The sequence below is a fragment of the Rossellomorea oryzaecorticis genome (assembly GCF_038405515.1).
Taxonomy (GTDB): Bacteria; Bacillota; Bacilli; order Bacillales; family Bacillaceae_B; genus Rossellomorea; species Rossellomorea oryzaecorticis_A.
Genome location: NZ_JBBYAF010000003.1, coordinates 163630 through 185070, shown reverse-complemented (window position 1 = coordinate 185070; position 21441 = coordinate 163630). Strand labels below are relative to the sequence as shown.

Genomic DNA, 21441 nt, shown 5'->3' with positions numbered 1-21441 from the left:
GCCGAAACGGTTATTAAAGATTTTTCGACAAGTTGGTTGATAACTTGGAAAAGTGGATCGTATTTTTCAAAAGTGGACTGTAAATTGGAAAAGTGGATCGTATTTTTTAAAAGTGGACTGAAAAAAGCACAAATTGGCTTGAATCAGATGATTGGCAGCTATAAGAACTGTCTCCGCGGCTCACATCTCCCCTTAGACCCGGGGTTCCATTACGAATTATGCTCACTTTTCAGGATTTATGCTGAATTATTTGGGCTTATGCTGAAAAAAATGAGTTTATGCTGACTTTTTGAGTTTTATGCTGAATTATTTCATTTTATGCTTATTTTTACAAAAATACCCAAATCCGAACGGAGACGGCTCCCCTTTTAGACCGCAGCTGGTAATGATTTTGCTAATGAAAATAAAAAGTAGAGCGGGAACCGTCCCCACTCTACTTCGAAATCCACGGGGACAGGTACCCCGGCCCCAAAAGCCACCGTACCTGTCCCCGTGGTCTACAGTGGTCTATACGTGGTCTACCCTAACTCAACAAACTCCCCCTCATCCACCCCCGCTCCCGAAAAGGCCCGATCGGCAGTTGAATCAAGGTGGTCCGACCCTGTGACTCCAGTTTATAAATCCGATCCGTCAACGTTGTATCAAACCCAAGCAGCGGATGTCCGCCAAACCCCACGGCAGACGATAGCAAAAGCAAACGCTGTACAAGCATCCCGGCTTCCATCTGCATGATCCTATACCCTCTGTATCCCAACGTGTCTTTATCGTACTCTTTGTTCCCGATGATATGAAGGCACAGCGGCACCTGAAGCAAATTCACGTTATCAAGTGACAGACCTGATTGCAGCTGCAGGCGGTAATCCCCTGTGTCGATCTCCCGCAATAAATGGCGTCTGCCGTCATATTCGTATGCGCCATTTGGTATGCCTTCTACATTATACAAACAGCCGAGAATCGAAACACGGGGTTCTCTGTCGTTATAAACATCGTCTATGTCACTTCGAAAAGAGTATGACTGGGTTGCTCCCTTCAATAAAGACGCCAGCGCCTCCTGACTGACCTTACCCATCGCAAAATCCATTTCCGGCGAGTAGCGGTTTTTGCATGCCGAAGCAAAATCATACGCCAGGGTCTCGACTTCAGGAAGATGTATTTCTTTTCCTCTTCTTTCCCCCGATCGGCTTCCGAGTTTCCGGAAATCACCTGTACAATCTATTTTAGAAGCTTCATTCACCGCCAGTAACATAGGAAACTCTCTAATCTTTTCAGACCGTTCACAGTGTTCTGCAAAAATGGCGGGCAGCTCCCCGCATAATTCCTCAGCGGTGCATTCACCTTCCGCCCCCCTCCCGGTTCCAGTCCAATTCGTTACAGCAGCCGAAAGCGGGATAACGGAATAAACATTCTCCTCTTCCTCATCCAGTCCAAGCAAATGGTTGACCGCTGAATCCAGAAACTGAACATACACCCCTGACTCGAATCCAAACCGCTTGGCCGTTTCCAGCAGCTGGCCCATCAGGACGCCGGCATCCAGGCCCTGCAGACGATAGGAAAAGTTATTGTATTTAAAAAAGTTTTTCCAAAAACGTGTGGAGACAAAGGCTGTGCCGAAACAGGAGGAGATGTCGCAGCGATTGCCGAGTGCCCGTTCTACGTACGAATCGAAATTCCCTTCCCGGAGTAAATCGAGGCGGTGGCGGGCGGCATCATAATGGTAGATTCCATTGGGTAAATCGTCCAATTTTAAATAGATATATAGTTCATTCGGATAGAGCGCCCCTCCGGATGGAGCAAACCGCCGGTAGGAGTGGATGGGGTAAGACTCCTCTTCCCCGGGATCATCCCCATCCACCGACTGGCTTACTCCGGTGATGCCGTACACATACCAGAGAAAATGACCGATCCTTTCTAAATCAGGCTTTAATGGCGGCCGGCTCCCGGTGAGTGACAGCGGTACTTCAAGAGACAATGGCACAACGGGCAGTCCCCGGTACAGCTTATAGGGAAGTGGCGCATCCTCCCAGTCCGCTTCCCAGTTCGGCTGATTGGCGCGCTCGATATTAAATTGCAGATTGTGCAGAAATTCTTCCAGACTCATCCTCCTCCTCACCTCCCCAGTATCCTAAGGAAACGGATGCGGTTTTTGATTGAGCTCCTCGAATGTCAACGGCCGGTCGGCATAGCCCAGTTCCGCAGGGACGTTAAGGACCCGGTCAAGTCCTGTCAGGCGGGTGAGATGGTGCCCGAATGTCATCGGCAGCATGCCGGGAATCAAGACTTTCACGCAGTGCAGGCCGTTCTTCTCAAGTTCCGGCGCGGTCTGGTCGACGACAATGACATCAAGATTCCGGCTTCGAAGTGCTGCAAGAATATCTTTCAGGTCATCCGTAAGATCGGTGTGTTCGGACGTCCTTTTGAACTCTTCCCGAAAACTCCGCAAAGGCCGGCTGTCATTCAGTAAAAACCCTAATCGTTCCTCGGCCTGCGGCAATCCATACAGCATGCCATGATCATCCATCTGCGTTACGAGTGAATCGTCGTACAGCATTTTTTCGTATTTCGCCTTGTTCTTCTCCAATTTTTCATCAAGATTCAGCATCATCCCGGCAATCTCCTGAATCGCGCTTTTTGCCGCTCTTACAGGATCCAGATGGGCACCAGCCGCAAGGATCAGATTCAATCCTTCATCCTTCCTGTTTTTTGCCATCGCGAAGACACTTGGAATTCCGTGCTCCATCGTGGAATTATACAAATAGAGATCATACCCTGCGACCGTCCGCATCCGCTCTATCATCAACTCCAGTTCCTCGTCATCAGCTGCAGAAGGATCAAGACGCGGCAGGTTGAGCTCTGCATACCAGGTCAACAAGAACGAATCCCGTTCCACGACCTCCATGATTCCGTAAAAAATCGCTTCCTCCCTGCTTCCTCCAAGTGCACAGCCATTGGACGTTTCATAGACAAATCCGGATGAGCCGCAGCCCAGACTGTAATAGCTAAGGAGTTCAGGGACGAGAATCGGCCGTTCTTCGATGAGTGAATAACCCCACACCCAGTCAATCGCCCTGTCCCCATCGAACTTCGCAAATGGAAATCCTGGCATGGCGTACTGTTCATCGGTGTGCACGCCGACCTTCACTGGATCAAGGGCATGATCCTTCACATTCCGGTAGCTCTCATGGACGACTGTCCGCTTTCCGCGCGGCTGCAGACCGCAGTGACGCTCCAACCCTTCAAGAATGGCAGTTAGCTCGCTGTCCGAGTAGACTTGTGTCCGTCCGGCCGTCCCTTCATCCCCGGAGAACATCGGCATATTCACACTCGCATCCGCAAATGGCGTCACCAGGTCATACATTTTACTGTTAAAAAGTCCGGTCCGGTTATCCAGATAGTCTTTTACCAGAACTTTTTTCAGCTCGCCCAGGGGAGTACAGCGGAAACTTCCCTTATCGATTTTCGGGCTCGGCTGAAGGGAAACCCGGGCTAATTCAGGCGAATCGTCCGGAATCCGGCTGCAAACCCCGCATAACGAATCGGGGACGAAGGGGTGCCAGGAGCTGTTCAAGGCTTTCAATTCGGTTAAACATACCTGCCCTTCCGAGTGTGCCTTTTCTCCCTGTAGGAACCTGTCAGCTTCTGCCGCGATGATGTGAGCCATGTGCCCTAAACCGGTATTCGACGCCCACGGGTCCCTCGTTATCCCACCGTCTTCAGCCAGTTTCCCCTGTACCTCCCGCATCTCATGACGTTCCTTTCCTCCAAGGAGCCGCCGCAGATCCGCGCATTGAGAGCATCCCGGGGTGTTTGGATCAACGAGAGGCCCGATGACACCTTCCCCGAACGAAACAAAGCCCCTCAGCCACGGTACCTCAGCCTCCCTCATCACTTCTTCTGCCTGTTGATGAACAGCCGGATTCCACGCATCATCCAGTGCCAGCACCAAGTCCGTCCGTACAGGGAATCTTTTTTCAAAACTGCTCTGCCTGAACACGGGATACCGGGCTGATATTTGCGCACATACACGGTCCGCAAGTATCCCTTCTCCCACAATCACCACGAAAGAACTCATTGCATTTCCTCCTCTCGCAGCATCACAGCAAACACGCCTTCGAGCTCCTGTTTAAACACGGGTTCCATATCCAGTTCATACACCGTTAACTGCTTCTGATTCCTTTTCAAGGTTTCAATTGCTTCTTTCAGGCCTTCAGGCTGAATCCTGTCTTCACAGCCAGAAATGGTGATTCTCTCCGCACTACCTTCCTCTATCACTGCGGCAACGGGATTTGCGTCGAACGCATCCGTATCGTTCTGAGCATAAAAAAGTGCGTGCTGCAGAGAGTTTCGCAGCGCCATCGTAAGGGTCAATCCTGCATTTCCATACCACCCATTTCCCCCCCGCACATAGACAACAGGAAAACCGGCCACATCTTCACCCATTCCGACTTCCGGCTCACCTTGCATCGTGGTCAGTGACTTTATATAAAAATGGCATCTTTCATCCTCAACCGCATCTAATTGAAGACGGGAAATGGTACAATTTCGAACCGACTCTCTTTTTCTAAGCCCTTCCGTCAAACACTTCTGAAGACCGCGCCCCACACATTCCGCAAACGTCGCCCCCGCTCCGACGGCCATACATTCATCTGCCCCATGAGGAATAATCGAACGTCCCAACCTTGAAGCGTATTCCTCTATTCCTCTTAACCCGGCTTCCCGTCGTGCCTCTTCATGGGTCAAGCCGCTGCAAATGAACTCATCCAGCAGCTCAGCCAGTCCCTCAGACAATACATCGACCGGCTGGACGCGGCATTGAGCAAGCGGCAGCTGCAACGTATCTCCTTCCTCCCACACATGAAAAATCCCGGTCTCTTTTGACGTCAGCAGACTGAAGAAATACAGCATTTTTTCCCTGTCTATTCTTTCTGAACCCTGTTCCAGCCGCGTTTCAAGATTGTGAACAGCTTCAGCTGCTGCATTTCCTTTCTCCAGCGGATGTGGTAAAAAGGAATGCCAGCTTCCTTCAAGTGTTTCTGTATCGAGCAAAAAGATCCGATTTCTCTGATTAGCCTTTGTCACTCCTGTTACCTCTTTAAACAATTCAAAGACAATCATATTCGCAAGCATCGCTCCAGGGATTGCCGAGTCAGCAGGGTACTGATTTTCTTTTCTTAATGCACTAGCGTGTATGCGGCTCCATGCAGATTCCCAGCCAGACTCGGAATCAGGATGGATGATCGGCCCGGCAATGCCTTTCTGCTTGTGGCAAATTGCAGGAACAAACAGCTTCTTATCCTTCCTGCAAATGGCTTGAAGCAGCTCCAATTCCTCTAGGTTTTCTTGTTGAGTCATATATAAAATCGAATCGAAAGGCTTCACGGTCTCCCGCCATCCGTCTTCACTGAATCCGACTTCCTGGAGATCAACCTCCGGATCTGTTTCACGGGCTTGGTCGACCAGCTTCAACAGCCTTCCTCTATTAGTAGGCAACTCATCGGTAATGAGCACCTGCAGCTTTGCCATTCCAGATTCAATCAGAGATGAAACCATTGAAGTCAGAAAAGGACCCGATCCCACTGCCAGGACATTTGAATGGCGGTAGGCTTCAAACCTCGATGCCCCCGAATCTGCCAAACTATCCACAAACTCGATTTGGGACGCGAATTTTTTCACTGCATGTTGGGGCAGCTGGTGCGGCAGGTCCCTGCTTACATCCCGCACAAATCCATTCGCGTGCAGAACCTCCGCGATTTCCATCACCCTGTTTTTATAAGGACCAGGCAGTCCGTTCGTCAAATAATCAAGCGAGTACTCCCCATTGAACATCGGCAGCAGCTTCTCAACCCACTGATCGATCCCGCTTCCTTCCATCCGGAAAGAGCATTGGTTATTCCTAAAATAAACACCGCTGTTCGGCTCTGGGAGGTAAAACGTATCCCTCTTTACTTTTAAGCGCATAGAAGGGTCCAATTTTTCCATATCGCTCCTCCTTCCCCCGCTACCTTTAAATTGTTTGGTGACCGTCATTACCATCTTATGAATCTCAATTTGTCCTTTATGTATAAAGAAAAGCGCAAGCGCCTTGTTCAGCCCCGACAAACGCTTCAGGTCCAACCGGTGCAGTCGCTCTTTGACTTCATTGGGTGGACCGAAACGTCTCGAGGGGCTAGGCGCTGGAGCTGGCCATTTCTCCAATTAGAGATCTGCTTTCCTATAATAAATAAAGACCCCTGTACTGAATCATACAGGGGTCCCTCTGAACACTATATTCTAAAAGCTGCTTAACGCCCGCAGCGGCCGCATCTGCCGCAGCCACCGCATCTGCCGCATCCGCCACAGCGTCCGCATCTGCCACAGCCTCCGCAACGGAAACATCCACCGCAGCCAAAACAGCTGAAGAAGCATGAAAAACCAAATCCAAAACAGCCTCCGAATCCCAGGAACAGCCGCTCGTCATTTGGATCATACATATGTTGATCCCAGGAAACAGGCTGTGTTGCCTGGAAATCACCTACATTCAGACCTTGAAGTTCATGGTGAAAATTATTCATCATCTTCACTACCTCCCAAATAAATTACCCAATGGCTCTCATCTAAGGAACAAAACAATTGAACTTTTTTCTATAATCCTGGTAAATGCTCACTATAAATGTGAACACTCCCAAACAATTTATGTCATCTTGATAGGTATTGTTACTGATGTAAAAGCCTAATTTAGCGGGACACCATTTAACATAGAACACAAAAACACTCCTGAGATTAAACTCTTTTATATGATAGCCGGTAATTCTTTTACTTCAGCTATGAACCTTAATCTAGGGACCGTTCCCATCCTACTGACCATCCCCTTTTGTGACTAAACCATAAATCAGCAGTAAAATTATTGTGGTTGGAACACGTTGTTTCATATCAGCCATTGTCGTTATAATTTTCTTAACAGAGGAAATAGTTTAACGATTTTCCGTTTAGTCACCCTGTACTGAGGGGAAACAATGTCAATACAAGGAGTGTGGTAGTCTTGGAATTCATAAGTAAGCGCTTTTTCTTGTATCTTTCTTACAATAAGGCATTGGATCGAATGGCCAAACGCTGGGGAACGAAATTCGGGGCTAACAAGATTATTGGAGGCCAAACCTTTTCACAGGCCATTCCATTGATCACTCAATTGAACGAGGAAGGATTCCAGGTGACAGTCGATCACCTTGGTGAATTTGTTGATTGTGTGGATGATGCACGTGAACATGTTCGCGAGTGTATCGAGAGTATAAAGGCAATTGCTCATCATCAGCTGGACTCTGAAATGTCTGTGAAACTGACATCCCTGGGATTGGACATCAGCCGCGACCTTGTCTTGGAACATATGGAATTGATTTTATCCAAGGCAAAGCAGTATGGAATCACGGTGACCCTCGATATGGAGGATTCATCCAGGTGTCCTGCCATCCTCGATGTTTACAAAACGCTTCGGAAGAAGTACGAAAACGTGGGGACGGTCATCCAGTCCTATCTCTATCGATCGGATCAGGATGTCGACGACCTCCATCCGTTCTCTCCATATTTGCGGCTTGTAAAGGGTGCATATAAAGAAGCAAGCAGAGATGCTTTCCCGGAAAAGCAAAAAGTGGATGAGAATCTGAAACATCTTATTAAAAAGCAACTTTTGAACGGTCATTATACCGCCGTGGCAAGCCATGACGAAGCGATGATCGATTACACCATCGGTTTAGTGAAAGAACACAACATCCCGAAAGACCGCTTCGAGTTTCAGATGCTTTATGGAATGAGAAATCAACTGCAGTCCGATCTCGTGAAAAAAGGATATAACGTCCGTATTTACCTGCCTTACGGGGAGGATTGGTACGGGTATTTCATGAGACGGCTGGCGGAACGGCCTGCAAATATCGCATTTGCCTTGAAGGGAATTTTAAGCAAGTAGTTTTATAAGTTTGTAGATAATACAATTTAAGGAAGGAACGTGAAAAGAATGAGTAACGGAGTTTTCAATATCCCAACACCTAAAAATGAGCCTGGTAATACATACGCCCCAGGTACAAAAGAAAGAGAAACATTAAAGGCAGAATTAAAGCGCCAATCCGATACCGTAGTCGATATCCCTGTGATCATCAACGGAGAAAATATCAAAACGGATACAGTGAAGCAAGTGGTCATGCCGCATGATCATCAACATGTACTGGCTAACTTCTCGCTAGCTGGTGAAAAAGAGCTGCGTGATGCTGTCGAAGCTGCGTTGGCTGCAAAAGAATCATGGGCCAACATGCCATGGCAGCACCGTGCATCCATTTTCCTGAAAGCGGCTGATTTGATCTCCGGCCCGTACCGTGATGTCATCAATGCGGCCACGATGTTAGGTCAATCCAAAACAGCTTATCAAACTGAAATTGATGCTGCACAAGAATTAGCAGACTTCCTGCGCTTTGGCGTCGATTATGCGAACCAAATCTATCAAATGCAGCCGGACAGCATGAAAAATATCTGGAACCGTTTGGAATACCGTCCATTGGATGGTTTCGTATTGGCGATCTCCCCATTCAACTTCACAGCCATCGGAGGGAACCTGCCATCTGCTCCTGCCATCATGGGGAACGTAGTCGTTTGGAAACCGGCGTCAACTTCTGTACTATCAAACTACTACTTCATGCGTATTTTAGAAGAAGCAGGATTGCCTAAAGGGGTCATCAACTTCGTCCCTTCCCGCGGCTCACAAGTATCGGAAGTAGTATTGACGGACCCTCGTATGTCCGGATTCCACTTTACCGGATCAACAAGTGTGTTCCAGACCATCTGGAAAAACGTTGGGGAAAACATCATGAACTACAAATCATACCCTCGTCTGGTCGGGGAAACGGGCGGAAAAGACTTTGTATTCGCCCACGAAACGGCGCAGGCTGACAAAGTGGTCGCTGCACTTGTCCGCGGAGCCTTTGAATATCAGGGTCAAAAATGTTCGGCAGCCTCCCGTGCTTACATCCCTGCAAGCATGTGGGAAGAAGTGAAAGCTGGTGTAGTTGAAGAAACGGCTAAGCTTAAAGTTGGGGATGTCCGCGACTTCAGGAACTTCATGGGGGCAGTCATCGATAAACCGGCTTTTGATTCCATCACAAGCTACATCGACTATGCGGCAGATTCCGAGGAAGCAGAAATCATTGCCGGCGGCACGTATGATGATTCTAAAGGCTATTTCGTTCAACCGACAATCATTGTGACAACAAATCCGAATTTTAAAACAATGACAGAAGAAATCTTCGGACCAGTATTAACGATTTATGTATATGAAAATGATCAACTGGAAGACACATTGACGGCAGTCGATACAGCGTCCATGTATGCATTGACAGGCGCGATCTTCGCACAAGACCGTGAAGCCATCATGCACCTTGAGCGCCGCCTATCCGGTGCAGCGGGTAACTTCTATATCAATGACAAACCAACAGGTGCCGTAATCAACCAGCAGCCATTCGGCGGTTCCCGCGGTTCTGGTACAAACGATAAAGCAGGTTCTGTATTCAACATGATTCGCTGGACTAGTCCTCGTATCATCAAAGAAAACTTTGCTCCGACTACAGAAATTGCCTATCCATTTATGGATGAAGAATAAGAATAAGCTTCTTATGACAAAAGCTCTCCCATCATGGGGGGGCTTTTTCTTTTCATTCAAAAATTTAACGCTATAATAGGGGTAATAACTCTCGTGGAAAGGTAAGATCCCTATGGAATTAAAAGACTTAATCCTCCAAGCAGAAGACATCCATAAAGCAACGGAATTGATCAGTTCAAAATTAGGCAACCCCGTGATCATCGAAAACAAAAATTTTGAATTGATTTCTTACAGTTCCTCTTTCGATAAATTCGATCAAACACAGCAAAAGACGATCCTCACGAAAAAATGTCCGATCTTCATCATCGACCGGCTGAAAAAAGAAGGCATCGTCCACCGACTCGAGAAACAATCGAATCCGATCCGGGTTCAACCCATGGAAGAGCTGGGGTTCCACCAGCGTGTCGTCATTGCCGCAAAGTATCTTGGGAATACGATAGGGTATATCTGGGTCCAGGAATCCGGCCGTCTTCTCCAAAGTGAAGAACTTGCTTTCCTTGAAGACATCTCCCCTCACCTTGGAAACCTGATCAATGACATTTACGCAAAGGCAAACTTCAGAAAAGACAAAAAAGAAGAGGTATTGTGGCATCTCCTGCAGCATGAATACGGAAGCGAAAGCCAGCTGCGCCATGATGCATCCCTCGTCAAACTGACATTGCCGGAACGCTTCACTGTAGCCGTTTATTCAATCACATCACCACAATATAAACCGATGCTCGACCATCTTGAGAAGCTCGTTCAAGAATTCACCTTCAATACAACCATTTATACGTTGAAAACCGAATACCAAGTGATCCTCGTACTCTACGGCAAAGAGGATAAACCATTTTCTTCGCTGGAATTAGCCAGGGATTTGGTCAGAAAGGTCAAAGAACAAACAGGCGAAGAACAATTTTATAACTTCTTGATCGGGGTCGGAAAAGAATACACCACCTTATATCAAATGAGGAAAAGCTTCCTGGAAGCGTCAGAGGTCATCGAGACCGCAAACTTCATCAGCCCGCGCCCTGAATCGATGCCGCGGGAATTCGCACAATTGGGCATTTACCGGTACCTGCCTGCCCTCTATGAAAAAAACACCTCAAAGGACTATTACAGCGATGACTTATTGTCCTTGATCAAGAATGATGTCAAGAAACAGACAGACCTGCTCAGAACTCTTGAAGTCTATTTGAAGAATGACGGAAAGGGCAAACAGACCGCCAATGAATTGTTCATCCATCCGAACACCTTAAATTATCGAATCAAAAAAATACAAGAGCTTACGACCATTGATTTCAATAACTTCAATATGAAAGTATACCTGTATACTGAATTACTGCTGTTGAATAATGTGGAAGCATATTATCAGCGTTATAAAGAGGCTTTGAAGGGGATTGGTTAACCGGGGACGGTTCTCATCCTGCTCTATTTTGGGCAGAGTGAGAACCGTCCCCATTCTTATGGGCTTCAAATGGGCTTCAAATAGGCTTCTTCAGGCAGCCAACCGGCCTCTTTTTCCCTTTGTTTCCCAAAGATTTTTCGACAAGTTGTCGATAAATCGGAAAAGTGGCTTGTATTTTCGGAAAGTGGATCGTATTTTCAAAAAGTGGCACGCAAATTAGGAAAGTGGCTTGTATTTTTAAAGAAATGGCTTGAAACGTTTGACTGGAAGCCATCAAAACCGCCTCCGCGGCTTGCATCAGTCCTAAGAACCGGGTTCCATTTTGATTTATGCTGACTTTTCAGGATTTATGCTGAATTTCTACGATTTATGCTGAAAAAAATGAGTTTATGCTGACTTTTCAAGATTTATGCTGACTAATTTCGTTTTATGCTGAAATTAACAAAAATAACCAAATCTCCGGCCCGGGCCCCGTTTTAAATGCCTCACTCAAAAATAAGAGCCTTAAAACCAAAATGGTTTAAGGCTCTATTTCCCTCAGAGATCCATTGCCCTGCTATTTTCAATCAAGCCGGCTTCTTTTTTGGATGATGTTTTAAATATATAAATACCTTGGTGATGACAATCGCCATAATTAAAATACCCAGATAATTGAGAAAGAGATAAAAGAAATTCATTCCTTTATCCAGCTTGATAAATTCCCATGCAGCCATGACAGGTTTGAAAAAGAAAGCGAAGAAAGCACACGTTAATACACCATAAAGGAATACATTCTTATTGTGATTGATACACCACTGATATACCAGCATGAAGGTGACAGGGACAAGGGATGCATCCAAGGCAAAGTTGAGGGGCAAAACCGGTATCACCTGAAACGGATAATATACATGGCCTGTCCTGGTTGCAATCGCATCCGAATAAGTAAACCATGTATGTATATTGAACCCGTAAAATCCAATGTGAAAAGCCTTTGTTCGATCTATTTTAAAATAAGTGAGAACAAGAGGTGCAACGAGCATCAAAATAATGACCCAGAATGGGCCTGTATCAAATCCTGAAAAGTCTTTCCAGTAGTCCACCCACAAGGTGTTTAACTTTTCTTCTACATCCAGTAACTCTTTTAGCCGCTTTCCCTGCTCCTTAGTAATCAACATATACCCACTCCAGCAACCTCTTTTTCGCTAGTATTGCTATAAAGCGGGAACAATATTCAGATCCGTCTCCGTGCTTCTTAAAAGCAAAAACCAGAGCGGGAACGGTCCCCACTCTACTCAAACCTTTATCTTCCGCCCCTTCCACTTCACCGAATGAAAAACATTCACCCGGATGAAGGAATACAGGTAAATCCCTGCAAAAAACAAAAACAATACCGGGTAAAAAGGAAACACCGCCCATCTGAAATCACCGACCCTGCGGGCAAACCACGCCGTTTGAAGCGCATAGAGGACATACAATGCTCCACTAAGAATCATCATGGCTGGGTCCCGTTCAATTACAGAAGTGATCAATGCCCCCGCAGTGGTTAAGCTGCCGGAAATCCAGATGATGACCATCAGCATGACGGCTGGATGGGTAGACTTGGAACCGACGGCGAAACTTTTGCACCAGCCTTCGATCAGGCTTCCCAAGCCTTCCGGGTACATGCGCAGGGAGATGATCCCTTTGCCGCCGAGGCAGCGGACCGGGAGATCTTTATCAAGAAACGCTTCCCCCAGGGCGAGATCATCCATGATGGCCCCTTCGATCCCTTTATGCCCTCCCGACAAAAAATAATCTTCCCGGTTGCATAGAATGCACGGGCCGAACGAGCCGGCGGTCTTAAACCGCGATCCCCAGATCGTAAACAGGTTCATCCCTACCACAACAATGATGTTAAAGACAACGGAGAGGTGTTCATACAAGCGCTCAACTGTATGAAATGGCTGTAACGCGACGATGCCCCTGGCTCCTTTTTCCTGGTAGAAATGCAGCAGACTTCTTATTCCATCCACACTCGAGAACCGAGTATCTGCATCCAAAAACAACAGCCAGCTCCCTTTTGCATGCTCGGCACCGAGCCAGCAGGCGGATGACTTTCCTGCTCCCTTATTCTTCAGGACCGTCGCCCCGCAGCTTTCCGCAACAGCAGCCGTTTTATCCGATGAATCGTCGTCCACAACCAGTATTTCGAATTGCTTGAAACGCTGCTCCTGCAAAGATTGCAGTAAAGGTGAGATCCTGCCTTCTTCATTCCTGGCAGGGATGATGATGGACAGAAACGGGAGACCGGCCGTCTTTCTGGAGGTGAAACCGGGAACCGGCAAAGACCAGAACATGATGATGCCGATCATCACTGCCAGAAAACCAATAGCGAGATTAATCACTTCTGATGCTGTCATACAACCTGCCTCCTTTCTCTATATGTGAGCTACAATCCCAATCACCCTTTAACTATATGTCCACACACAACTCAATCAGCCTTTATCCACATGTGAACACACAATCCGATTAGCCTTTATCCACATGTGAACACACAACCCGATCAGCCTTTATCCACATATCAACGCACAACCCGATTAACCTTTATCTTCGTGCCACTACTCCACCAAATCAACCGTTATTTCACCGAATAATCATAGGGCTCCCCTGTATCATCCTGTACCAGTTCCTGTGCGGCGATCCTCGCCGATAACAGCACGATCGGGACACCGGCACCGGGATGGGTGCTGCTTCCGGTAAAGTACAAATTTTCACAATGTGTTGCCTTGCTTTGCGGACGATAGTGGTTGCTTTGGTCCAGGCTCGGCTGCAGCCCGAACGTCGCACCGTTATAGGCATTGAATTTCGACTCAAAGTCCCGTGGTGTGGTACACGTTTCTGTCACAATCTCATTTTCAATGTTTTCAAAGCCGCGGATTTTCTTCAGTTCATTTAAAATGTAGCTCCGGTAATAAGAAATGGTGTCCTCGTCCCACTCATACTTTGCAGATGCTACATTCGAGACGGGCATCAGGATATACAATCCATCTTTCCCCTCGGGTGCAAGGGAAGGATCCATTTTTGAAGCGATGTACACATAGAAGGATGCATCCGTCAGTTTCTTTCCGTCAAAAATGTCCTCCAGATTCTGATTCAGGTTTTCATTGAAAATAAAATTATGTACATGCTCGATTTCTTCATATTTCCGGTCCATACCGAGATATAACAGAAAACACGAACAGGAGTATTTCATGTTGTCGATCTTTTTATCAGTGTATTTCCCTTTGGCCGTCTTGTCTTTCACCAGATGTTTCATCGCATATGGGAAGTCTGCGTTACAGACGACATAGTCCGAAGCCATTTTTTCGCCGTCCACGATGATTCCGTCCGCCTTGCGACTTTCAATGTTTATTTCCTGCACATCCTTACCGTAGTGAATCGTTCCTCCAAGTTCCTTGAAGAGCCTCTCCATGCCAAGGGCCATCGTATACATGCCGCCTTTGATGAACCATACTCCATATAAAAATTGAATCATGGGGATCATGGTGTAAAAAGATGGACTTTTAAGAGGGGAAATGCCTATGTACAGCGTTTGAAAACTGATCAGCTGCTTCAGCCGTTCGTTCTTGATATATTTCCCTATAAACGTATCGGCAGTGTCGTACGGCTTCAGTTTCAACGCTTTTTTCAACATGGGAAGGTTATAGAAATCAGACCTCTTGCGGAACGGTCTTTGAAGGATGTGATGCTTTGCGATGACAAAGCGTTTATAAATTTCATGCAGATATTGAAAAAAACCTTCCGTGTCCTCTTCGCTGATCGATTCAATCGTCTTTGTGAGCTCGGTAAGGTCCGAGGAGATGTCAAAAGGCTTGTCGGGAATATCACTGAAATAAGCTCGATAAATCGGGTCCAATTTTTGCATGGGAATATACTCATCAGGGTCGCGGCCGCATAATTCAAAGATTTCCCGATACAGATCCGGCATCATGACGATACTCGGCCCCAAATCAAATGAGTAGCCATCCAGTTCAATCCGGTTCATTTTGCCCCCGGGCCTTGATCCTTTTTCATAGATTTCCACCTCGTACCCCGCGTGCTGCAATCTTATGGCACTGGCAAGCCCTGCGACACCTGCACCGATGACAATAACTTTCTTACTCATGTACATCCCTCCGATAGTTCCAAAACCCTTGTTCTTTAATCTCTACACGTACCATTGTGTCCAATCTTTTCCGCTTACAACAGCCACTTCCTCAACTTCTTCAATGCCTTCATATTCCGCTCCGAATACGGCGGGAACTTCCCCCGGAAACGAATGAAATGATGCGCGCTGTAATCTGTTTTTTCATAACTGAACGCCAGAAAACCAGTCTTTCCGTGATAAGCACCGTAGCCGCTTCTTCCTTTTCCTCCGAACGCGATATGCGGACTCGCGGCATGATGGATCACTTGATTGACGCTGATGGTCGGTGACTGCATGTGGTCCTTGAACAGCTGGATCCCATTCTTATCTTTACTGAACATATATCCGGTAAGCGCATCCCGCTGGATCATTCCACTGGATAATAACGTATTTAAATCCGTATACGGAATGACGGGAAGGACCGGGCCGAAGATCTCCTCTTCTAAAATCGGACTTCCCGGGTCCATATCCGTTACCACGGTCGGAGCGATGAACCGATCGTCGCGATCATGCGTTCCCCCATGCCGGACATCACCCTGCCTGATAAACTCGAGCACCTTCTGAAAATGGGCATCGGTACAAATCCGGCCATAATCACCGTTCGTCTGCGGCCGGTCCCCGTAGAAAGCGGAGATCACAGCGGAAAGTTCATTCAGCGTTTTTTCAAAAATGGACTCATGGACAAACAAGGTGTCCGGTGCAATACAGGTTTGTCCGGCATTAAGAAATTTCCCCCAGACGATGTCCCGGATAGCCGCTTCTGAAAAGCCTTTTTCATCAATGATGCAGGGGTTCTTCCCGCCGAGCTCCAGTATCACCGGGGTGAGCTGCCCAGCTGCCTGCTCGGCCACGAGTTTTCCGGTCTCCCCGCTTCCTGTGAAAAAAATCAGGTCAAAACGTGATGAAGTCAACAGGCTCGCAGTCCTTGCATCCCCTGTCACAACGGTTACTTGTTCAGGGGTAAAGGCAGCATTCATGACTTCTTCCAGCAGCCCGGCCGTTGCCGGTGCATGCTCGGATGGTTTGATCACGCATCGGTTTCCGGCGGCTATTGCACCGATTGCCGGCATCAAAGAAAGCTGGAGCGGATAGTTCCACGAACCGATGATCAGGACACTCCCATGTGGATGCCTGTTTCTGTTGACCGTTTCCACATATCCCATTTTCAAATGCCGGGACCGCACCGGCCGCATCCATTTTGCCAGATGCCTGCATACATAATCGATTTCGTTCAATAAGACGGCGATTTCAGATGAAAACGACTCGAATGCCGGTTTTCCCAAATCGGAATGAAGGGCCTCCATAAATGCCTCTTCATGCTTCAATAAAATGGTCTTCAGCTTCAACAGCTGTTCTTTACGCGTTTTAAGTGAGGGGCTTCCTGTTGAATACAGATCCTCCCTCTGCCTTACCGGTAATGCCTGCAGAAAAGCCTCCTCAGGCATGAGTTGCATCCCTCTCCACAATCTTCTTCCCTACAAGCTGGCCGCTCAAGGTAACCATCGGCATGCCGCCGCCCGGGTTCACCGTCCCGCCGACAAAATAGAGATTATCATAGCGTTCACTCTGTTTCGGATGCTTGAATCCTTTATTCTTCTTTTTGTCCGACACGGTCCCATAAATCGCGCCGCGGTCGGAGCCGTACGTCCTTCTGATATCTTCCGGTGTCCACATATCCTTTGTGACGATATTTTCGCGTAGGCCCTCAAGGCCCATTTTTTCCAATTTGATCAGGGTCCGCTCCGCGAATTGTTCATAGTCCTGCTGCGTATACGGGTTTTTATCCTGGATAAACGGAATATGAGGCAGCACTTTTATATTTTCATGTCCTGGAGGAGCCTGTGTCGGATCGGTCTTATTGACGTTCACCAGATAAATGACCGGGTCGTCCGGCAGTTCTCGGCGATGGAAGATCGACTGCATTTGCTCCTTCATGTTTTCTGCGAAAAAGAAATTATGATGGCGCAGCTGCGGATAGCTCTTTTTCACACCGAGATGCATCACAAGCCCGGAACTGGCCGGCTCGAATTTCTTTTTTAATTTTTTAATATAATGACTGTCTTCATCCAGCAGCCGTTCATAAACCGGGATGACTTCCATGTTGGAAACAAAATAATCTGCCGTCAGAGTTGTCCCGTCTTCCAGCACGGCCCCTGTGATCTCGCCGTCCTTCTTTTCAAGTTTGACGATTGGCCTGCCCAGGTGGAAGTTGACGCCCACTTCTTCCGCCAGTTTCACGAGGCCGTCCGCGAGCTTGTTCAAACCGCCGGGCACATACCAGACACCCTGGTCATGCTGCATGTAAATCATCATATTCAACACGGCCGGTGCATCGTATGGGGACGAACCGACGTACTTGATAAAATAGGAGAGCATATCGCGGAACTGCTCATTGCTGATCCGTTTGTCAATCGCGCCGTGAACCGTCGAAAACAGATCAAAGTTCTTAATCGCACTGAACAGACCCGTATGCTTCATGATTTCCCTCGTCCGATCGACACCATGCTGAAAATAGGTTTTATCCGTCATGTCATAAAGCGTTTTTGAATAGTCCAGCAGATTCTGATATTCACGGATATCCTTTTCACTTAAGGACGGATTCTTCTCCTCCATATCCTTCAATTCTTCATATAAGTCTATGACATTTCCATCAGGAAAAAAGGAGCGCCACTGATGATCCAGCTTCTCAATCTGGACGTAGTCCTTCATCGATTTTCCGCTGGCTGCAAACAATTTTTCAAAAATCTGCGGCATCGTCAAGATGGACGGGCCGAGATCAAAGCCGAAACCATTTTGATCCAGCCGGTTCAGCTTTCCGCCAATGTGATTATTTTTTTCATATAAGGAGACGTCGTATCCGGCCTGCGCAAGTGAAATCGCAGCCGACAGTCCACCGAGTCCGCCTCCGATAATGAGTACGGTTTTATTTTTCAACTGCTCATGCATCTCCTTCCGGCAAATCAGTTTTTTCTTATTAAATGGCCTGTAATCTTAGCACTTATTTTACCCTTGGTTAACCTCCATAAAAACTTTGGATGTGCTGCAGAACACATTTTACAAAGGTGGTGATTCAATGTTTGTATGATACGGCCGCTGCTTTGATTTCCCCTGCAATCAACTGCCAAGCCTCTTCCGCTCTTTCTTTTGGACCCAGATGGGTAAAAGCATGCGAACAGCCGTCGAATCTTTCATCGTGGACGCTTACCCCTGCTGCTTTTAATTTCTCAGCATAACATTCGGCTTCCGGTCTGAATGCGTCGAACTCGGCTATGAGGATGAGGGCTGGTGCTAAACGGCCGCTCACCTCAGCACGAACGGGGGAAGCATGAGGGTGCATGGCTTGTTCTTTTTCGGGTACATAACACATGTTTAAAAAATGGGCCACTTGAGGATAGCGGGACCGCCACTTATCCGGTTCCGGTTTATCGCCGTGCGGAGTGACAAAATCCAGCATCGGGCAGGACAGCACCTGGAGCAGCGGCTGATCGTCCCCTTTCTCTTCAAGGTAGAGACAGAGGGCGGCTGCGATATTCCCCCCTGAACTTTGTCCGCCAACCATGATTTTTTCCTCATCAATATTCAACTCACCGGCCCTCCCCTTCAGCCATTGAAGAATGTCATAGGCCTGTTTTATCGGTTTCGGAAAAGGGTACTCCGGTGCTTTCGCATAATCCACATTAAGAACAACACATTCCGCTTCATTGGCCAGGAAGCGGCAATAAGGATCATCCATCTCCTTTTCATTCATGATGAACGCTCCGCCATGGAAGTTGATATAGACAGGGAACTTTTTCTGCTGTGCTCCCAACGGATAATACAAGGAAATATGAGTCGGCTGAACAGATGTTTCAACCAACACATCTTTTTTCATCTCTACCTCTTGCCGCGGAAGCATAGGTGTTTTTTTCGCCTGATTCGGCAGGAGGCGCAGTACTTTTGCAACAATAGCAGTGAACATTGGTGTGACCTCACTTTTAAAGTTAATTCTTCCATTTACTATGTATTCCACGAAAAGATGCGTAACCCTGCTTTAGGGTACGCACTATTCATTCTTCGGATAGCAGATCCCCGCTGCTAGTCAGGAAATCCAAAAAGAATGGAAGCTGCCTACAGCCTCCTCCTCTTAGTGTTAATTCCCACAAAAAATAGGCTCTCCTTAATAAGAAAGCCCACTCCATCCTCACATCAATTTAATTGGTGAATGTAAATCATCAAAATCCCGATAAGATCGATGGGAAACGATTTTCTTCCCATTTGAATAGCCATCGAGTTGTAAAACCAGGTCATCCCTGGTCTCTAAGTAAAACTGATAGTGGTTCGTATTCAGTCTGTAAAAAGTGTAACTGTTGCCGAGTAAATGCTTCCTAGTGACCTGCGTATCAGGGTGCTGCTGGATAAACTCAGCCAATTCCGGGACTGTAGAATTTGGAATATCAGCGATAGAATAAAACCTTTCCGTGATATTGTCTTTTAGCGTATGCATGGCATGCAGCGCCATGTCTTTCAATTCACTTCCATGTAAATCCATAAGACCACTCCTCATTTCTTGTTATTAAGAAGGGTCTCCAATATCACATAATACATTCCTGATTAAGGAGTCCGGCCTGTTTCCGATGGCACCAGAAATATAAATTTTCATAGTGAAAATTGAGCATATTACCGGTAGGGGGTGATAGGATGGATGACAAAAAGAAAACTTCCAGAGACATCAACAAATACAGTACATCAGATATTGGAAATAAAAACGATCGGCACAATGATAATGCCAAGGCGGCAGCAGCTCTTAAACAAGATTATCCAAGGATCAATACCGATAATCTTTGATTGCAGAGGCTCCGCTAGTTGGGACCTGCCCCCTGTTACGCTAAAGCTGCACCTGGCTCGGGGACTGGCCCCTATTTGACCCAAAGATTTTTGACAAGTTGGTCGATAAATGAAAAAAGTGGCTTGTATTTCTAAAAAGTGGCCCGTAAATCCGGAAAGTGGCTTGTAATTTAAAAAGCAGAGGAATTTGGGTGACCCGGGACGTGCCTAATCCCTTTTCTCGGTGAATCCAGCCGTTTCAGGGAAGCTTTTTGATAAAGAGGCTCTTTTTTTCATGTTTTAAAAAAAGCAGGGTGGCCCCCACTTTATTAAATCATTTTTTAAACTAACCTAAGAAAAACTGCTGGCCGAACTTCAACTTTAGTCTAAATTCAATCACATTCCTAGCGTTCAAAATGTTCCCCTTCGTTCGGGAGACTGCCCTCCGGGGGTGTCCAAACGCTTTGACAGATATTCTTTTCATCTGCCACTGAGTAAGTATACATCCAGCCTTTTTCGTTTTCGAACTCAACCCTTAAATGATAAGGGTTGTATTGCCTGCCTTTATTACGGCTAATTTCCCACTCTTCATCGGGGTATTTTCCCTCAAGATAATGATTTAGGTGTTCCGTCTTCTTGGATACCTGATAATCAATCCAATAGGGTCGAATGGCAAAGAATGAAAGCAATAGTACAGTGATTGAGGATGCAGCAATGATACTCAATCTTCTTATCATTTTTGGTAATAGAAATACGATGACAAAAAGAATAAGGATAAAAGCAGCAGATATTAAAATTTCTATTACGGTTATTGGATGCACACTGATAGCCTCCTAATCCATAAATTTCTTTGAATAAAGAAATTGTCGTGATTCTTGCTGGCAGGACCACCGGTTAGTGAAGACGAGTTACCGGGCAATATGTATAGATGACCATATAAACTCTCTTCACCTTAAAATAGAATCCTTATTTTGTTTAATCATGAACAATTTTCTCAGAGAAAATAGCAATTAAATCACCGCATTGCTTAAAATATATACATAATACCAAATACCCGCGGCGATAATGAAAATCAGACATAAAATCGTGCCCGTCACTTTATAATGCTGTCTCAACCAAAATCCAAAGCTGAATACAAAATAAAATACACTAATGTTAATCACAAAATGATAAACGGTACTTTCTGGATACGAAGACCATATCAATGGAGAAAAAAGAGGTTTTGATAACATTTCAAACGTAATAGCCGTACTTCTCATGCTTATCTCCACACCATATGTACTTACATTCAAAAAAAAATTTCCCAACAGAAAGAGAACTGAAAGTAAGATGATCCATAAAATCAGATTGGTTGTTAGCAGGATTGATTTTTTTAAAGGGCTCTTCTCTGCCTTTATCGTTTTTCTCAGAAACACTGATTTCAGCCCCTTTTTTAATAAATATTCTATTTTCTTTGAATAGTTTACCATAAAATTTGTAAAATACTAGGAATAT

16 protein-coding genes are annotated in these 21441 nt (G+C 46.4%); 4 read left to right on the top strand and 12 right to left on the bottom strand.

Annotated features, from left to right (window positions below; translation table 11 throughout):
* Positions 1-523: 523 nt before the first annotated feature.
* The 4 genes from AAEO50_RS02860 to AAEO50_RS02845 all read right to left on the bottom strand — a co-directional run bounded on the left by AAEO50_RS02860 (position 524) and on the right by AAEO50_RS02845 (position 6551).
* Positions 524-2098 (bottom strand): SagB family peptide dehydrogenase, encoded by a 1575-nt coding sequence (locus AAEO50_RS02860; RefSeq protein ID WP_341980203.1) that lies wholly within the window; start codon positions 2096-2098, stop codon positions 524-526.
* 24 nt (positions 2099-2122) lie between these two features.
* Positions 2123-4069 (bottom strand): TOMM precursor leader peptide-binding protein, encoded by a 1947-nt coding sequence (locus AAEO50_RS02855; RefSeq protein ID WP_341980201.1) that lies wholly within the window; start codon positions 4067-4069, stop codon positions 2123-2125.
* Positions 4066-5976, bottom strand: a complete 1911-nt coding sequence (locus tag AAEO50_RS02850) for a putative thiazole-containing bacteriocin maturation protein (RefSeq protein WP_341980198.1) — start codon at positions 5974-5976, stop codon at positions 4066-4068. The genes AAEO50_RS02855 and AAEO50_RS02850 overlap by 4 nt, the downstream gene beginning before the upstream one ends.
* A 302-nt stretch (positions 5977-6278) precedes the next feature.
* On the bottom strand, positions 6279-6551 hold the full coding sequence (locus AAEO50_RS02845; RefSeq protein ID WP_425383140.1) for a heterocycloanthracin/sonorensin family bacteriocin: 273 nt from the start codon (positions 6549-6551) through the stop codon (positions 6279-6281).
* 464 nt (positions 6552-7015) lie between these two features.
* On the opposite strand from AAEO50_RS02845, the gene AAEO50_RS02840 reads away from it, so the two are divergent.
* The 3 genes from AAEO50_RS02840 to AAEO50_RS02830 all read left to right on the top strand — a co-directional run bounded on the left by AAEO50_RS02840 (position 7016) and on the right by AAEO50_RS02830 (position 11000).
* The gene (locus tag AAEO50_RS02840; RefSeq protein ID WP_341980196.1) at positions 7016-7933 is read left to right on the top strand and encodes a proline dehydrogenase; all 918 of its coding nucleotides are present in this window, start codon (positions 7016-7018) and stop codon (positions 7931-7933) included.
* Positions 7934-7981: 48 nt separating this feature from the next.
* Positions 7982-9613 (top strand): L-glutamate gamma-semialdehyde dehydrogenase, encoded by a 1632-nt coding sequence (pruA, locus tag AAEO50_RS02835; protein ID WP_341980194.1) that lies wholly within the window; start codon positions 7982-7984, stop codon positions 9611-9613.
* A 112-nt stretch (positions 9614-9725) separates the two neighbouring features.
* Positions 9726-11000, top strand: a complete 1275-nt coding sequence (locus tag AAEO50_RS02830; protein WP_341980192.1) for a PucR family transcriptional regulator — start codon at positions 9726-9728, stop codon at positions 10998-11000.
* A gap of 566 nt (positions 11001-11566) precedes the next feature.
* Here AAEO50_RS02830 and AAEO50_RS02825 read toward each other — a convergent pair.
* From AAEO50_RS02825 to AAEO50_RS02795, 7 genes are all read right to left on the bottom strand, one after another.
* Complete coding sequence (locus AAEO50_RS02825) at positions 11567-12154, bottom strand: CBO0543 family protein (RefSeq protein WP_341980190.1); 588 nt, start codon at positions 12152-12154, stop codon at positions 11567-11569.
* A gap of 117 nt (positions 12155-12271) precedes the next feature.
* Positions 12272-13378 carry a glycosyltransferase gene (locus AAEO50_RS02820; RefSeq protein WP_341980189.1) on the bottom strand — a complete coding sequence of 369 codons (1107 nt, stop codon included), beginning with the start codon at positions 13376-13378 and terminating at the stop codon, positions 12272-12274.
* Positions 13379-13596: 218 nt separating this feature from the next.
* The gene (locus AAEO50_RS02815) at positions 13597-15123 is read right to left on the bottom strand and encodes a phytoene desaturase family protein (protein WP_341980187.1); all 1527 of its coding nucleotides are present in this window, start codon (positions 15121-15123) and stop codon (positions 13597-13599) included.
* A 74-nt stretch (positions 15124-15197) separates the two neighbouring features.
* A complete protein-coding gene (locus AAEO50_RS02810) occupies positions 15198-16598 on the bottom strand; it encodes an aldehyde dehydrogenase family protein (protein ID WP_341980185.1) in 1401 nt (466 codons plus the stop codon).
* Positions 16582-18090 carry a phytoene desaturase family protein gene (locus tag AAEO50_RS02805; protein WP_341980183.1) on the bottom strand — a complete coding sequence of 503 codons (1509 nt, stop codon included), beginning with the start codon at positions 18088-18090 and terminating at the stop codon, positions 16582-16584. The genes AAEO50_RS02810 and AAEO50_RS02805 overlap by 17 nt, the downstream gene beginning before the upstream one ends.
* A 124-nt stretch (positions 18091-18214) precedes the next feature.
* Positions 18215-19102 carry an alpha/beta hydrolase gene (locus tag AAEO50_RS02800; protein WP_341980181.1) on the bottom strand — a complete coding sequence of 296 codons (888 nt, stop codon included), beginning with the start codon at positions 19100-19102 and terminating at the stop codon, positions 18215-18217.
* 222 nt (positions 19103-19324) lie between these two features.
* Positions 19325-19672, bottom strand: a complete 348-nt coding sequence (locus AAEO50_RS02795) for a hypothetical protein (protein ID WP_341980179.1) — start codon at positions 19670-19672, stop codon at positions 19325-19327.
* Between the two features lie 149 nt (positions 19673-19821).
* Here AAEO50_RS02795 and AAEO50_RS02790 point away from each other — a divergent pair, with 149 nt between their 5' ends.
* Positions 19822-19968, top strand: coding sequence for a hypothetical protein (locus AAEO50_RS02790; RefSeq protein WP_341980178.1), 147 nt, complete (start codon positions 19822-19824; stop codon positions 19966-19968).
* Between the two features lie 383 nt (positions 19969-20351).
* Here AAEO50_RS02790 and AAEO50_RS02785 read toward each other — a convergent pair whose 3' ends face one another.
* Entirely contained in the window at positions 20352-20768 is a 417-nt protein-coding gene (locus AAEO50_RS02785) for a hypothetical protein (protein ID WP_341980176.1), read from the bottom strand.
* Between the last annotated feature and the right edge of the window lie 673 nt (positions 20769-21441).